Source organism: Pseudomonas sp. GM33, from assembly GCF_000282295.1.
In the GTDB taxonomy this organism is placed as follows: domain Bacteria; phylum Pseudomonadota; class Gammaproteobacteria; order Pseudomonadales; family Pseudomonadaceae; genus Aquipseudomonas; species Aquipseudomonas laurylsulfatiphila.
Genome location: NZ_AKJO01000032.1, coordinates 22,380 through 37,899 on the forward strand (window position 1 = coordinate 22,380; position 15,520 = coordinate 37,899).

9 protein-coding genes are annotated in these 15,520 nt (G+C 61.5%); 4 read left to right on the top strand and 5 right to left on the bottom strand.

Features of this window, described 5'->3' with window-relative positions; genetic code table 11:
• Positions 1 to 52 precede the first annotated feature (52 nt).
• From ligA to PMI26_RS23880, 4 genes are all read right to left on the bottom strand, one after another.
• Positions 53 to 2,410, bottom strand: coding sequence for an NAD-dependent DNA ligase LigA (ligA, locus tag PMI26_RS23895; RefSeq protein WP_007971467.1), 2,358 nt, complete (start codon positions 2,408 to 2,410; stop codon positions 53 to 55).
• 243 nt (positions 2,411 to 2,653) lie between these two features.
• Positions 2,654 to 3,508 (bottom strand): cell division protein ZipA, encoded by an 855-nt coding sequence (gene zipA / locus PMI26_RS23890; protein ID WP_007971469.1) that lies wholly within the window; start codon positions 3,506 to 3,508, stop codon positions 2,654 to 2,656.
• 258 nt (positions 3,509 to 3,766) lie between these two features.
• Positions 3,767 to 7,255 (bottom strand): chromosome segregation protein SMC, encoded by a 3,489-nt coding sequence (gene smc, locus PMI26_RS23885; protein WP_007971470.1) that lies wholly within the window; start codon positions 7,253 to 7,255, stop codon positions 3,767 to 3,769.
• A 2-nt stretch (positions 7,256 to 7,257) separates the two neighbouring features.
• Positions 7,258 to 7,917: a GntR family transcriptional regulator gene (locus PMI26_RS23880; protein WP_007971471.1), complete on the bottom strand. Its 660-nt coding sequence runs from the start codon at positions 7,915 to 7,917 to the stop codon at positions 7,258 to 7,260.
• A gap of 267 nt (positions 7,918 to 8,184) precedes the next feature.
• Here PMI26_RS23880 and xdhA point away from each other — a divergent pair, with 267 nt between their 5' ends.
• From xdhA to guaD, 4 genes are all read left to right on the top strand, one after another.
• A complete protein-coding gene (xdhA, locus tag PMI26_RS23875; RefSeq protein ID WP_007971473.1) occupies positions 8,185 to 9,639 on the top strand; it encodes a xanthine dehydrogenase small subunit in 1,455 nt (484 codons plus the stop codon).
• On the top strand, positions 9,632 to 12,031 hold the full coding sequence (gene xdhB / locus PMI26_RS23870) for a xanthine dehydrogenase molybdopterin binding subunit (protein ID WP_007971475.1): 2,400 nt from the start codon (positions 9,632 to 9,634) through the stop codon (positions 12,029 to 12,031). The genes xdhA and xdhB overlap by 8 nt, the downstream gene beginning before the upstream one ends.
• A 136-nt stretch (positions 12,032 to 12,167) precedes the next feature.
• A complete protein-coding gene (xdhC, locus tag PMI26_RS23865; protein WP_007971477.1) occupies positions 12,168 to 13,025 on the top strand; it encodes a xanthine dehydrogenase accessory protein XdhC in 858 nt (285 codons plus the stop codon).
• Between the two features lie 7 nt (positions 13,026 to 13,032).
• Positions 13,033 to 14,337 carry a guanine deaminase gene (gene guaD, locus PMI26_RS23860; protein ID WP_007971479.1) on the top strand — a complete coding sequence of 435 codons (1,305 nt, stop codon included), beginning with the start codon at positions 13,033 to 13,035 and terminating at the stop codon, positions 14,335 to 14,337.
• A 179-nt stretch (positions 14,338 to 14,516) separates the two neighbouring features.
• Here guaD and PMI26_RS23855 read toward each other — a convergent pair whose 3' ends face one another.
• The gene (locus PMI26_RS23855; RefSeq protein WP_007971481.1) at positions 14,517 to 15,281 is read right to left on the bottom strand and encodes a GntR family transcriptional regulator; all 765 of its coding nucleotides are present in this window, start codon (positions 15,279 to 15,281) and stop codon (positions 14,517 to 14,519) included.
• Positions 15,282 to 15,520 lie beyond the last annotated feature (239 nt).

Here is a 15,520-nt window from a genome sequence, read left to right on the forward strand (position 1 = left end):
GATGCAGGGAGAGATGCCGCATGGATCATGCTCTCCCTTCACAGTATCTGCATCAGACCGAAATACCCTGCCCCTTCAAAAACACCACAAACGCCTCTTCATCCAGCACCTTCAACCCCAGCTCATTGGCCTTGGTCAACTTTGAACCGGCGCCCGGCCCTGCGACCACGCAATGGGTCTTGGCCGACACGGAGCCGGCGACCTTGGCCCCCAGGCTTTCGAGTTTGTCCTTGGCCACATCGCGGCTCATCAGCTCCAGCGAGCCGGTCAGCACCCAGGTCTGGCCGGCCAGCGGCAAGCCTTCGACGACCTTCTTCTCGCTCTGCCAGTGCATGCCGAATTCGACCAGTTGCTTTTCGGCCGCTTCGGCCAATTGGCGATTCTCTTCGAGCGCGAAGAACTCGCGCACCGAATTGGCCTGTTTCTCCGGCAGTGCCTGGCGCATGTCCAGCCAGTCAGCACCGATCACCGCCTGCAGCGAGCCGAACTTGTCCGCCAGTTTCTGCGCCCCGCCCGGACCGACCGATGGAATATGCAGCTTGTCGAGGAAACCGCCCAGCGTGGTGCTCGCCGAAAACTCGGCGCCCAACTCGCCCTGATCCTGAATCTGCAGGCCATGCCTGAGCAAATCAGCGATCACCTGCTGGTTATGTGCGTCTTCAAAGAAGCTGTGGATCTCGTGCGCAACTTCCAGCCCGACATCCGGCAAGTACGTCAGCACCTGCGGCAAAGCCTGCTGCACCCGCTCCAGCGACCCCAGGGAGCGGGCCAGCACCTTGGCCGTCTCTTCGCCGACATCGGGAATCCCGAGGGCGTAGATGAACCGCGCCAACCCCGGCTTCTTGCTGTCTTCGATGGCGCCGAGCAGGTTCTTGCTCGACAGTTCGGCAAAGCCTTCCAGATCGACGATCTGCTCGAACGTCAGGGCGTACAGATCGGCCGGCGAGCTCACCAGGCCTTCGTCGACCAGTTGCTCGACGCTCTTCTCGCCCAGGCCTTCGATGTCCATGGCACGACGGGAGACGAAGTGAATGATGGCCTGCTTGAGTTGCGCGCCACAGGCCAGGCGACCGACGCAGCGGTACACCGCGCCTTCGCTGACCGTCTCGCGGCCCTTGCTGCGCTTGATCAGTTGCGTGCGCTCGACATGGGAGCCACACACCGGGCATTTCTCCGGGATCTGCACCGGCCGCGCATTTTCCGGACGGCGCTCCATGACCACCTGTACCACTTGCGGAATCACGTCACCGGCGCGGCGAATGATCACCGTGTCGCCGATCATCAGGCCCAAACGTGCGACTTCGTCCATGTTATGCAGCGTGGCGTTGGCCACCGTTACGCCTGCGACCTTCACCGGCTTCAGGCGTGCCACCGGCGTCACTGCACCGGTGCGGCCGACCTGGAATTCCACATCGAGCAGCTCGGTGAGTTCTTCCATCGCCGGGAATTTGTGGGCGATGGCCCAACGCGGCTCACGGGCGCGAAAACCCAGTTCGCGTTGGGAGGCGATGCTGTTGACCTTGAACACCACGCCGTCGATTTCATAGGGCAGCGCGTTGCGCCGCTCACCGATGTCGCGGTAGTAATCCAGGCACTCGGCGATACCCTGCGCCAGTTTCAGCTCGTGGCTGATCGGCATGCCCCAGGCCTTGAGCTGCTGCAAATTGCCGATGTGCGTATCGGCGATGTCCGCCGACACCTGGCCGATGCCGTAGCAGCAGAATTCCAGTGGACGATTGGCGGTGATCTTCGAATCCAGCTGGCGCAAACTGCCCGCCGCTGCGTTGCGCGGGTTGGCGAAAGTCTTGCCGCCGACTTCCAGTTGCGTAGCGTTGAGCCGTTCGAAACCGGCCTTGGACATGAACACTTCGCCGCGCACCTCCAGGGTCGCCGGCCAGCCAGTACCGTGCAGTTTGAGCGGAATGTTGCGCACGGTGCGCACGTTGACGCTGATGTCTTCACCTGTCGTACCATCGCCGCGGGTGGCGCCGCGCACCAGGACGCCATCCTGGTACAACAGGCTGACGGCCAGGCCGTCGAGCTTGGGCTCGCAGCTGTATTCGACTGTTGCGCCGCCACCGAACAGGTCGCCCGCCGGGAAATCCAGACCCTCGGTCACCCGGCGGTCGAACTCACGCATGTCGGTTTCTTCGAAGGCGTTGCCGAGGCTGAGCATGGGCACTTCGTGACGCACCTGGGTAAACGCCGACAGCGCCGCGCTGCCCACTCGCTGGGTGGGCGAGTCGCTGGTGATCAACTCGGGATTGGCCGCTTCCAGCGCCTTGAGCTCGTTGAACAAGCGGTCGTATTCGGCGTCCGGAATGCTCGGCTCGTCGAGCACGTGATAGCGATAGTTGTGCTGATCCAGCTCAGCGCGCAGCTCTAAAATACGGTTCTTGGCGGCGGTCATGGGTGTTCTCTCATAAAGAAAAAGAGCAGCCGAGGCTGCTCAATCTTCTAATCACGATAGCCTGATGGCTTGCACTTTGTGGCGAGGGGGCTTGCCCCCGTTCGGCTGCAAAGCAGTCGTAGATCCAGTGTTCGTATTTTATCTGACAAAACGGGTTGGCTGGTTTTGGGGCCGCTTCGCAGCCCAACGGGGGCAAGCCCCCTCGCCACAAAAGCTCTCCTGACATAGAGAGCTCCGTTTGATTTAGCGCTTCTGGGTCAGGGCGCGGCGTTCGAATTCGACGATGCGCTGACGGTAGTGCTCGATCGTCTGGGCCGTCAGTACGCTGCGCTGATCGTCCTTCAGTTCGCCGTTGAGCTCCTGGGACAACTTACGCGCCGCGGCCACCATCACGTCGAAGGCTTGCTTCGGATGGCGAGGACCTGGCAGACCCAGGAAGAAGCTCACCGCCGGGGTGCTGAAGTGGTCGATGTCGTCCAGGTCGAATACGCCCGGCTTGACGGCGTTGGCCATGGAGAACAGCACCTCGCCGTTGCCCGCCATGCTTTCGTGACGGTGGAAAATATCCATCTCGCCGAAACGCAGGCCGCTTTCCAGAATGTTCTGCAACAGCGCCGGCCCCTTGAAGCCGGCAGCGTCGCGGCAGATCACGCTGATCACCAGCACTTCTTCAGCTTGCGGCTGATCTTTTTCGCTGTGCGCTGGCGAGGACTTGGTGTCATCCGGGAAATCGTCGTCACGACTGCTGAAGCTCGGGCCGCCATCCAGATCCAGGCTGAGGTTCATGTCGCCCTGGGAAGGCTCGCTGTGGCCACGCTTGCCGCGCTTGGAGCCTGATTCACGAGGCTCGCGGGCCGGCATGCTCACCGACGGCAGGTCCTGCTCGTCCAGTTGCGGCTCTTTATGCGTATCCAGCACGCGCGGCGGGCCCAGCAGCTCGGCGCTGCTGTCCTCGTCCGGCAGGTTGGACAGACTTCGGTCAAGACGGAACTTCAGTTTTCCCTTGCCGCCGCGCATACGGCGCCAGCCATCAAAAAGAATACCGGCAATGACAATAATGCCGATGACGATCAGCCACTCGCGCAGACCGATTTCCATGTAATCCCGTGCCTCTATAAAAAATGCTGAAAAATAAGGGGTTTACAACCTGTAAACCGCTTTAAAACGTGGCGCCAACTCTATGTTCTGACAGGCGTTTTGCCCACGTATACGAAAAATTGACATTAAACTAGCACGACCAAAGGCAACTTTACACCGTCTACCACCTTGGCTAGCGCGAATATGTCGATTGGCCAGCAAGTCGAAGCGAGGAAAAGAGTCCTGCAACCCATAAACACGCCTTCCTGCAACCACGACTCAGGCATCCACCATCGCCATCGCCTCCTCGACATCCACTGCCACCAGACGTGAACAACCGGGTTCGTGCATCGTCACACCCATCAGTTGATCGGCCATTTCCATGGCGATCTTGTTGTGGGTGATATAGATGAACTGCACTGACTGCGACATCTCTTTAACCAATTTTGCGTAGCGTCCAACGTTAGCGTCATCCAGTGGCGCGTCAACTTCATCGAGCATGCAGAACGGCGCCGGATTCAACTTGAAGATCGCAAAAACCAGGGCCAATGCGGTCAGGGCTTTTTCGCCACCGGAGAGCAAATGGATGGTGCTGTTCTTCTTTCCAGGCGGCTGCGCCATGATTGTCACCCCTGTATCGAGTAGATCTTCGCCCGTCAGTTCCAAATACGCGCGACCTCCACCGAAAACTTTTGGGAAAAGCGCCTGTAAACCGCCATTGATCTGATCAAAGGTATCCTTGAAGCGGTTGCGGGTTTCCTTGTCGATCTTGCGAATCACGTTCTCAAGGGTTTCAAGCGCTTCCACCAGATCGGCGTCCTGGGCATCCAGATAACGTTTACGCTCCGATTGTTGCTGGTACTCATCGATGGCCGCCAGGTTGATCGCGCCCAGACGCTGGATCCTCGCGGCGATGCGCTCGAGCTCTTCCTCGGCTTCCTTCTCGCTGGCCTCGGCGGTCAATGTCGCGAGTACGCCGTGGAGATCGTAGCCGTCTTCCAGCAACTGGTCCTGCAAAGTCTTGCGGCGCACGGTCAGGGCTTGCCATTCCATGCGCTGGGTTTCGAGCTGGCTGCGAATCAATTGGGATTGCTGTTCGGCCTGGCTGCGGCGCTTTTCGGCGTCGCGCAATTCGCGGTCGGCGTCTTCAAGGGCGATCTGCGCAGTCTTGAGTTCTTCGTCGACCGTCATGCGCTTGTCGAGCAACTCCTCGAGCTTCAGGCGCAGCTCTTCCAGTGGCGCTTCGCCCTCCTCCAGGTTGAGGCTCAGTTGTTCGCGCTTTTCAGTCAGGCGCTCGGACTGCATCTCCAGACGCTCCAGCGCCTGGCGAGTCGAATCGTGCTGCGCCTTGAGCGAACCCAGGCGCACCGCCAACTGATGGGCATGATCCTTGTGTTGCCGCGCTTCCTGGCGCACCCGATCCAGGCGCTCGCGCAAACTGTCGCGCTGGGCCAGCAACAGCTCACGCTGCTCGGTATCCAGCGCCATGCTGTCGAGGGCTTCCTGCAGTTGCAGGCGCGCTTCACCGATGTTTTCGTGCTCCAGCGCGCGCTGCTCATCCAGTTCGGTGAGTTCTTCGTCGAGGCGAGTGCGGCGCAGGGTCAATTGCTCGGCCTTGGCCTTGCCGGCCGACAACTGGGCTTTCAATTCACCTTGCTGGCGGGCTTCGTCTTGCAGCAAACGGCGCAAATGCTCGCGGCCGTTTTCCTGCTGGCGCTGCTGCGCCCTGAGATTCTGCAGTTGCGTTTCCAGGGTTTCGACCGCGGCTTCGCGCTCTTCGCGCTCAAGGCCCAGTTGCTGGATTTCCTGGCCACGGGCGAGCACGCCGCTTTCCGCTTCACTGGCCCGACGCACGCGCAGGAAATGCCGACCGACCCAGTAACCGTCACGGCTGATCAGGCTCTGCCCGGCCGCCAATTGCCCGCGCAAGGCCAGTGCCTGCTCAAGGCTGTCGACCGGCTTGACCTGCCCCAGCCATGGCGACAGATCGATCTGCGCCTCGACCTTGTCCAGCAAGCTGCCCGGCACCCGTACGCCATCGCCGGCCGGGCTGAGCAAGCGCAAGTCGCCCTGGGCAAAGCCCGACAAATCGAAATCGTTGAAATCATCCACCAGCACCGCCTGCAGGTCGGCGCCGAGCACGGTTTCCACCGCCAGCTCCCAACCGGCCTCGACCTTCAGGCCTTCGGCCAGGCGCGGGCGATTCGCAAGATTCTGTTCACGCAGCCATTCAGCGGTGCCGGTGCCCGGATCGAGCGCGGCTTGCTGCAAGGCTTCGAGCGAAGCCAGTCGACCGTTGAGCCGCTGCAAATCGCCTTGGGCCTGTTGCTGCGCCGTCAGCGTTTGCTGTAATTGCTGGCGCAGTTGCTCGAGCTTTTCGACCTGGGCCTCTTCACTGGTCTGCAAATCTTCGAGGGTCGCCTCGGACTCGGCGAGCTGCTCGCTGAGCTCCATGATCGCCGCGTCTTCCGGGTCCGCCGAGAGCAAGGCGCGCTCTTCGCCCAGTCGCTTCTGGCGATCGGCCAGGCGCTCCAGGCTGGTTTCCAGCTGCTGGATCCGCGATTGCTGCACTTCGGCCTGACGGCGCGGTTCGGCGGCGGTGAGGTTGAACGTATCCCACTGCTCCTGCCAGCCATGCATGGTGGTTTCGGAGTCTTCCAGCGCGGCGGCGGCCTCTTCGGCGGCGGCGCTGGTGACTTCCTGTTCCGGGGTCAGCATGTCCAGCTCTTCGCCCAGCGTCAGCAGCAGCGTGCGGTCATGGCCGAGGTGGGATTCGGTTTCCAGGCGTGCGCGCTCGGCTTCCTTGAGGTCGTCCTGCAATTGCCGCAAGCGTTGCTGGCCATGCTGGATGCTCTGCTCGACCCGGGCAATGTCACCGCCGACCGAGTAGAAGCGCCCTTGCACCAGATTGAAGCGTTCCGACAGGTCGTGGTGCCCGTCACGCAGGCGCTCGATGCTCGCGTCGGCATTGCGCTGCTCTGCCACCAGGGCTTCGAAGGAAACCTCCTGGTTGCCGATGATCGCTTCACGCTGGCCGACCTGATCGTTCAACGCCTGCCAGCGCAGGGCCGACAGTTGCGCCTTGAGTTGACGCTCCTCGCCCTTGTATTCCTGGTACTTCTTGGCGGCCTCGGCCTGGCGATGCAAGCGCTCGAGCTGACGCGTCAACTCTTCGCGCAGGTCGGTCAGGCGCTCCAGGTTCTCGTGGGTACGACGGATGCGGTTTTCGGTCTCGCGCCGGCGCTCCTTGTACTTGGAGATGCCCGCCGCTTCTTCGATGAAATTGCGCAGGTCTTCGGGCTTGGACTCGATCAGCTTGGAGATCATCCCCTGCTCGATGATCGAGTAGCTGCGCGGGCCAAGGCCGGTGCCGAGGAAGATATCGGTGATATCACGACGCCGGCACTTGGTGCCGTTGAGGTAATAGGTGGTCTGGCTGTCGCGCGTCACTTTGCGGCGAATGGAGATTTCCGCGTAGGCGGCGTATTCGCCGAGCAGGGTGCCGTCGGAGTTATCGAACACCAGTTCGATGCTCGCCTGGCTCACCGGCTTGCGGCTGGTGGAGCCGTTGAAGATGACGTCGGTCATCGACTCGCCACGGAGGTTCTTCGCCGAACTCTCACCCATTACCCAGCGAACGGCGTCGATGATGTTCGATTTGCCGCAGCCATTGGGCCCGACCACCGCCGCCATGTTGCTGGGGAAGTTCACCGTGGTCGGGTCGACGAAGGATTTGAACCCCGCCAGCTTGATGCACTTGAGCCGCACGCTCAGGCGTCCGTCAGGGCGGAGATCACCAGATCGCAACTGCGCTGGCCATACGCGGTCAGCACGGTGCGGATCTGCGCAAAGTCACGGGCGATCACGGCCGCGAGCAGGCGTTCGAACAGTTCCAGGTATTCGCTCATCGACGCCTTGCGCAGGTCCAGGGCAAGGAAATAGGCACGGCTCATGGCCGGCTGCAAATTCTCGACGGTTTCCTGCAGGTACGGGTTGTTGGCAAACCCGTAGGTGGCGCGCATCACATTGAAACTGTCGTCGACGAAGGTGTGGATGTCCTGGCGCTCGTAGCTGGCGGTCAGGCGCTGCTGGATCTGCACGAACGGCGCCAGGTCGGCCTGGACTTTCCAGCCACTGGCCACGGCGTTGGCCAGCAGGATGTACATCTCGCTCATCAGCGTGCACAGGCTCTGCACCTTGTGCGGCGTGAGCTCGGTGACGTGGGCGCCACGTCGCGGCAGGATCGCGATCAGGTGGCGACGCTCGAGGATCAGCAAGGCCTCGCGGACCGAACCGCGGCTGACATTGAGGGCCAGCGTGACCTTCTGTTCCTGGATGCGCTCCCCGGGCTTCATTTCGCCGCGAATGATGCGTTCGGCGAGGTGGTGAGCGATTTGCTCGGCGAGGCTGTCCGGCGCCTTGAACGTCATGGTTGTCCTTCAAACTCTTTGATCTGTACAAGCGGCGCAGTGTAGCGCAATTGCTGCGCCAGGGCGGAGTGCCAGCCCGGAGGTTTTTGGCACGATTCAAGCAAAAAAGCAGGCTATCGAACCAACGACAATAATTAAAGAACAAGGGGTTGATCGACAAAATACTATTTCCTGACCTTTAAGTCAGAAAATCATTGACCGAAAAGTCAGACCTGCTAAATTCGGTTCCTATCGGTTAACAACAATAATGAGTCTGCGAGGCCTTCCGTGATCCAGTTTTTACTAAACCAGGAACTCCGTAGCGAGCACGCCCTGGACCCGAACCTGACCGTGCTCAATTATCTGCGCGACCATGTGGGCAAACCCGGCACCAAAGAAGGCTGCGCCAGCGGTGACTGCGGCGCCTGCACCGTGGTCGTCGGCGAATTGCAGACCGATGATGACGGCCGCGAACACATTCGCTATCGCAGCCTCAACTCGTGCCTGACCTTCGTATCGTCCCTGCACGGCAAGCAACTGATCAGCGTTGAAGACCTCAAGCACAAAGGTGAACTGCACAGCGTGCAGAAAGCCATGGTCGAGTGCCACGGCTCGCAATGCGGCTTCTGCACCCCCGGCTTCGTGATGTCGCTGTTTGCCCTGCAAAAGAACAGCGATGCGCCGGATCATGCCAAGGCCCACGAAGCACTGGCCGGCAATCTGTGTCGTTGCACCGGCTACCGGCCGATCCTGGAAGCCGCCGAGCAGTCCTGCTGCGGCAAGCAGCCGGACCAGTTCGACGCCCGCGAGGCCGACACCATCGCGCGCCTGAAAGCCATTGCCCCGACCGATATCGGCGAACTCAACAGCGGCGACAAACGCTGCCTGGTGCCGCTGACCGTGGCCGACCTGGCCGACCTCTACGACGCTTATCCACAGGCCCGCCTGCTGGCTGGCGGTACCGACCTGGCGCTGGAAGTCACGCAGTTCCATCGCACCCTGCCGGTGATGATCTACGTCGGCAACGTCGCCGAGATGAAACGCATCGAGCGCTTTGACGATCGCCTGGAAATCGGCGCCGCCACCGCCCTTTCCGATTGCTACGAAGCCCTGAACGCCGAGTACCCGGACTTCGGTGAATTGCTGCACCGCTTCGCGTCCCTGCAGATCCGCAACCAGGGCACCCTCGGCGGCAACATCGGCAACGCCTCGCCGATTGGTGACTCGCCGCCCCTGCTGATCGCCCTCGGCGCGCAAATCGTCCTGTGCAAAGGCGAAACCCGCCGCACCCTGGCCCTGGAAGACTACTTCATCGATTACCGCGTCACGGCGCGCCAGGAAAGCGAGTTCATCGAGAAGATCATCGTGCCCCGCGCCAGCGTCGAAAAACTGTTCCGCGCCTACAAGGTTTCCAAGCGCCTGGACGATGACATCTCGGCAGTTTGCGCGGCCTTCAATATTCGCCTGGAAAACGGCGTGGTAGCCGAGGCCCGCGTCGCCTTCGGCGGCATGGCAGCCATCCCGAAACGTGCTGCAGCCTGCGAAGCCGCGTTGCTCGGCTCGCCATTCAATAACGCCACCGTTGAACGCGCCTGCGCTGCCCTGAGCGAAGACTTCACGCCGCTCTCGGACTTCCGCGCCAGCAAGGAATATCGCCTGCTCAGCGCGCAGAACCTGCTGCGCAAATACTTCATCGAACTGCAAACGCCGCACATCGAGACCCGGGTGACCGCTTATGTCTAATCATCACGCCGTAGAGAAGACCCAAGCCGAATTGGCTGAACTGTTCGCCAAGGACCTGACCACCGGTGTCGGCCGCAGCGTCAAGCACGACAGCGCCGCCAAGCATGTGGCCGGTGAAGCGCAGTACATCGACGATCGCCTGGAATTCCCCAACCAGTTGCACGTTTATGCGCGCATGTCGGACCGTGCCCACGCCCGGATCATCAGCATCGACACCTCGCCCTGCTACGCCTTCGAAGGCGTGCGCATCGCCATCACCCACGAAGACGTGCCGGGCCTGAAGGACATCGGTCCGTTGCTGCCGGGCGATCCGCTACTGGCGATCGACACCGTGCAGTTCGTCGGTCAACCGGTGGTCGCCGTGGCGGCGAAAGACCTGGAAACCGCGCGCAAGGCGGCCATGGCCGCGATCATCGAATACGAGGACCTTGAGCCTGTGCTGGACGTGGTCGAAGCCCTGCGCAAACGCCACTTCGTACTCGACAGCCACACCCACCAGCGCGGCGATTCGGCCACGGCGCTGGCCACTGCCGAGCACCGCATCCAGGGCACCCTGCACATCGGCGGCCAGGAGCATTTCTATCTGGAAACCCAGATCTCTTCGGTGATGCCGACCGAAGACGGCGGCATGATCGTCTACTGCTCCACGCAGAACCCCACCGAAGTGCAGAAGCTGGTGGCCGAAGTACTGGACGTGTCGATGAACAAGATCGTCGTCGACATGCGCCGCATGGGCGGCGGTTTCGGCGGCAAGGAAACCCAGGCGGCGAGCCCCGCGTGCCTGTGCGCGGTGATCGCGCACCTCACCGGCCAGCCGACCAAGATGCGCTTGCCACGGGTCGAAGACATGCTGATGACCGGCAAGCGTCACCCCTTCTATGTCGAGTACGACGTCGGCTTCGACAGCACCGGCCGCCTGCACGGCATCAACCTGGAACTGGCCGGCAACTGCGGTTGCTCGCCTGACCTCTCGGCGTCGATCGTCGACCGCGCGATGTTCCACTCGGACAACTCGTATTACCTGGGCGATGCGACCATCAACGGTCACCGCTGCAAGACCAACACCGCGTCGAACACCGCTTACCGTGGCTTCGGTGGCCCGCAAGGCATGGTCGCCATCGAAGAAGTGATGGACGCCATCTCCCGCCATCTGGCCCTCGATCCTTTGGCCGTGCGCAAGGCCAACTACTACGGCAAGACCGAGCGCAACGTCACCCACTACTACCAGACCGTCGAGCACAACATGCTCGAGGAGATGACCGCCGAACTGGAAGAAAGCAGCCAGTACGCCGAGCGTCGCGAGGCGATCCGTCGCTACAACGCCAACAGTCCGATCCTGAAAAAAGGCCTGGCGCTGACCCCGGTGAAATTCGGTATTTCCTTCACCGCCAGCTTCCTCAACCAGGCCGGTGCCCTGGTGCACGTCTACACCGACGGCAGCATCCACCTGAACCACGGCGGCACCGAAATGGGCCAGGGCCTGAACACCAAGGTCGCGCAGGTCGTAGCCGAAGTGTTCCAGGTGGAAATGGACCGCGTACAGATCACCGCGACCAACACCGACAAGGTGCCGAATACTTCGCCGACCGCCGCGTCCAGCGGTGCCGACCTGAACGGCAAGGCTGCGCAGAACGCCGCCGAAACCATCAAGCAGCGCCTGGTGGAATTCGCCGCGCGCCAGTACAAGGTCAGCGAAGAAGACGTGGAGTTCCACAACGGCCACGTGCGGGTCCGCGATCACATCCTGACGTTCGAAGCGCTAATCCAGCAGGCGTATTTCGCCCAGGTGTCGCTGTCGAGCACCGGGTTCTACAAGACCCCGAAAATCTACTACGACCGCAGCCAGGCCCGTGGCCGGCCGTTCTACTACTTCGCCTTTGGCGCGGCGTGCTGCGAAGTGCTGGTCGACACCCTGACCGGCGAATACAAGATGCTGCGCACCGACATCCTCCACGACGTCGGCGCCTCGCTGAACCCGGCCATCGACATCGGTCAGGTCGAGGGCGGCTTCATCCAGGGCATGGGCTGGCTGACCATGGAAGAGCTGGTGTGGAACAACAAGGGCAAGCTGATGACCAACGGCCCGGCCAGCTACAAGATCCCGGCCGTGGCGGACATGCCGCTGGACCTGCGGGTGAAGCTGGTGGAAAACCGCAAGAACCCGGAAGACACGGTGTTCCATTCCAAGGCCGTGGGCGAGCCGCCGTTCATGCTCGGCATCGCTTCGTGGTGTGCGATCAAGGACGCCGTGGCGAGCCTGGGCGACTACAAACATCAACCGAAGATCGACGCGCCGGCGACTCCGGAGCGGGTGTTGTGGGGCTGTGAGCAGATGCGCCAGTTGAAGGCGGCCAAGGCTGTCGAGGCGGAGACCGAGTTGGCTTCGCTCTAAGACCGAGGTGCGGCCTTCGCGAGCAAGCTCGCTCCCACAGGGTTATGTGCTGTCTGATGGACCTGTACAAATCCAATGTGGGAGCGAGCCTGCTCGCGAAGAGACCGGAACAGACAACAGAGATGTTGAGGTGTTTATGTACAACTGGATCGACGCCCTCGCCGACTTGCAAAACCGGGGTGAGCCCTGCGTGCTGGTGACCATCATCGAAGAGCTCGGCTCCACGCCGCGCAATGCCGGCTCGAAGATGGTCATCAGCGCGAACCAGGCCTTCGACACCATCGGTGGCGGGCACCTGGAATACAAGGCCATGAAGATCGCCCGCGAGATGCTCGCCAGCGGCAAGCAGGACACCCATCTGGAGCGTTTCAGCCTCGGCGCCAGCCTCGGCCAGTGCTGCGGCGGTGCCACCGTTCTGCTGTTCGAACCGATGGGCCAGGTGCAGGCGCAGATCGCCGTGTTCGGCGCCGGCCACGTCGGCCGCGCCCTGGTGCCGCTGCTGGCCAGCCTGCCTTGCCGGGTACGCTGGATCGATTCGCGGGAAGAGGAATTCCCCGAGCAGATCCCCCACGGCGTGCGCAAGATCGTCAGCGAAGAACCGGTGGATGAAATCGATGACCTGCCCGCCGGCAGCTATTGCATCGTGATGACCCACAACCACCAGCTCGACCTCGAATTGACCGCCGCGATCCTCAAGCGCAACGACTTCGCCTACTTCGGCCTGATCGGTTCGAAGACCAAGCGCGTGAAGTTCGAACATCGCCTGCGCGACCGCGGTTTCGACAACAGCGTCGTGCAACGCATGCGCTGCCCGATGGGCATCGGCGAAGTCAAAGGCAAGTTGCCTGTGGAAATCGCCATCTCCATCGCCGGCGAAATCATCGCCACCTATAACGCGAACTTCGGCCAGCAGACCTCCAGCGCCGAACCGATTGCCAAACTGCTGCCCGCGTCACGCCGCAGCCAAACCGCAAACTTGAAAGCCTCGAACTGAGAATCTCATGCCTCTGACTCGCAAAGCTTACCGCGCCGCCATCCTGCACAGCATCGCCGACCCAGCCGAAGTCGGTATCGAAGCCTCCTACGAGTATTTCGAAGACGGCTTGCTGGTTGTGGATAACGGCCAGATCAGCGCCCTGGGCCACGCCAGCGAATTGCTGCCGACCCTGCCAGCGGATATCGAAATCACCCACTACCAGGACGCACTGATCACCCCCGGCTTCATCGATACCCACATCCACCTGCCGCAAACCGGCATGGTCGGCGCCTATGGCGAGCAATTGCTGGACTGGCTCAACACCTACACCTTCCCGTGCGAAAGCCAGTTCGCCGACAAGGCCCACGCTGACCAGGTCGCGGACATTTTCATCAAGGAACTGCTGCGCAATGGCACCACCACCGCGCTGGTGTTCGGCAGCGTGCACCCGCAATCGGTGAACTCGTTCTTCGAAGCGGCCGAGCAGCTCGACCTGCGGATGATCGCCGGCAAGGTGATGATGGACCGCAACGCCCCGGACTATCTGACCGATACCGCCGAGTCCAGCTACGTCGACAGCAAGGCGCTGATCGAGCGCTGGCACGGCAAGGGTCGCCTGCACTACGCGGTCACCCCACGCTTCGCACCGACCAGTACCCCGGAACAGTTGACCCTGGCCGGCCAGTTGCTGACCGAATACCCGGATCTGTATATGCAGACCCACATCAGTGAAAACCTCAAGGAAATCGAGTGGGTCAAGGAGCTGTTCCCCGAGCGCAAAGGCTACCTGGACGTCTACGACCACTACCAGTTGCTCGGCGAGCGCTCGGTGTTCGCCCACGGCGTGCACCTGTGCGATGACGAGTGCGCGCGCCTGGCAGAAACCGGTTCGGCCATTTCGTTCTGCCCGACCTCGAACTTCTTCCTCGGCAGCGGCCTGTTCAACCTGCCGATGGCCGAGAAGCACAAGCTCAATGTCGGCATCGGCACCGATGTCGGCGGCGGCACCAGTTTCTCGCTGCTGCAAACCCTTAACGAAGCCTACAAGGTGATGCAGCTGCAAGGTGCGCGCCTGAGCCCGTTCAAGTCGCTGTACCTGGCCACCCTCGGCGGCGCCCGTGCGCTGCGCCTGGAAGACAAAATCGGCACCCTGCGACCGGGCACCGACGCCGACTTCCTGGTGCTGGACTACAACGCCACGCCGCTGCTGGGCTATCGCCTGAAGCAGGCCAATAACATCGCCGAGACGTTGTTTGTGTTGATGACGCTGGGGGATGACCGGGCGGTGCTGCAGACCTATGCGGCAGGCAATCTGGTGCATCAGCGCTAAATTTCTTCGGGCATAAAAAATCCCCCGTTGCTTTTCAGCCCGGGGGATTTTTATTGCCTGTCACACCGCCTTCGCGAGCAGGCTCGCTCCCACAATGAATCTTCAGTGATCCTGGCTTATGTATTCAACACAAAACCCTGTGGGAGCGAGCCTGCTCGCGAAAGCAGCGACGCGGTCTATCAGATTTTCGCCGGCGATCGACCCGGCTTCTTGGTCTGCAGCAAATGCGAGAACACTGCATGCAGGTCATCCGAAGCACTTTCCTCGTCGAGGTTGAGCTTGCTGTCGATGTGATCCATGTGATGCATCATCAGGTTCACCGCCAGTTCAGCGTCGCGCTTCTCGATGGCGTCGATCAGTTGGGTGTGCTCGTCGTAGGAACAGTGGGAGCGGTTGCCGCTTTCGTACTGGGCGATGATCAGCGACGTCTGGGACACCAGGCTGCGCTGGAAGCTGATCAACGGGGCGTTTTTCGCCGCTTCAGCCAGTTTCAGGTGGAATTCGCCCGACAGGCGGATGCCGGCACCCCGGTCGCCGCGGGAGAAGCTGTCGCGTTCGTCGTTGACCATCTGGCGCAATTCGGCGATCTGCTCGGCGGTGGCGTGCTGCACCGCCAGCTCGGTGATCGCGCGCTCGACCAGACGCCGGGCCATGAACACCTGGCGCGCCTCTTCGACACTCGGGCTGGCAACCACGGCGCCGCGATTCGGACGCAACAGCACCACGCCTTCATGGGCCAGGCGCGACAGGGCGCGGCGAATGATGGTACGGCTGACCCCGAAAATTTCCCCCAGCGCTTCTTCGCTCAACTTGGTGCCGGGCGCCAGACGCTGCTCGAGGATGGCCTCGAAGATATGCGCGTAGACAATATCGTCCTGGGTACCGCTGCGGCCGGCTTTGCCTGCTCGCGGTTGTTTCTTTAGGGGTTGCAACTGTTCGTTCATGGGCACTCGAGTCGGAAGAACTGCGGCGAATTGACCGTGACTGTAATACGGCACAGTGGGTCGCTGGCAAGTATCGCGTAAAAAACACTGCGATTGTACACAATGGATGGTGGCAACACGACTGTACGGCTGAATGTTGCCTCGGCTGTATCGCAACACCTGATTACTTTTGAGTTTAGGCTTTAACGCAGAATCCGCCTTTTGTAATGCAATCCCTGTGGGAGCGAGCTTGCTCGCGA

Excerpts from the sequence above, each read along its gene's own strand:
- xdhC (WP_007971477.1), top strand. The coding sequence starts at position 12,168 with ATGTACAACTGGATCGACGCCCTCGCCGACTTGCAAAACCGGGGTGAG.
- zipA (WP_007971469.1), bottom strand. The coding sequence starts at position 3,508 with ATGGAAATCGGTCTGCGCGAGTGGCTGATCGTCATCGGCATTATTGTC.
- ligA (WP_007971467.1), bottom strand. The coding sequence starts at position 2,410 with ATGACCGCCGCCAAGAACCGTATTTTAGAGCTGCGCGCTGAGCTGGAT.
- guaD (WP_007971479.1), top strand. The coding sequence starts at position 13,033 with ATGCCTCTGACTCGCAAAGCTTACCGCGCCGCCATCCTGCACAGCATC.
- xdhB (WP_007971475.1), top strand. The coding sequence starts at position 9,632 with ATGTCTAATCATCACGCCGTAGAGAAGACCCAAGCCGAATTGGCTGAA.
- PMI26_RS23855 (WP_007971481.1), bottom strand. The coding sequence starts at position 15,281 with ATGAACGAACAGTTGCAACCCCTAAAGAAACAACCGCGAGCAGGCAAA.
- PMI26_RS23880 (WP_007971471.1), bottom strand. The coding sequence starts at position 7,917 with ATGACGTTCAAGGCGCCGGACAGCCTCGCCGAGCAAATCGCTCACCAC.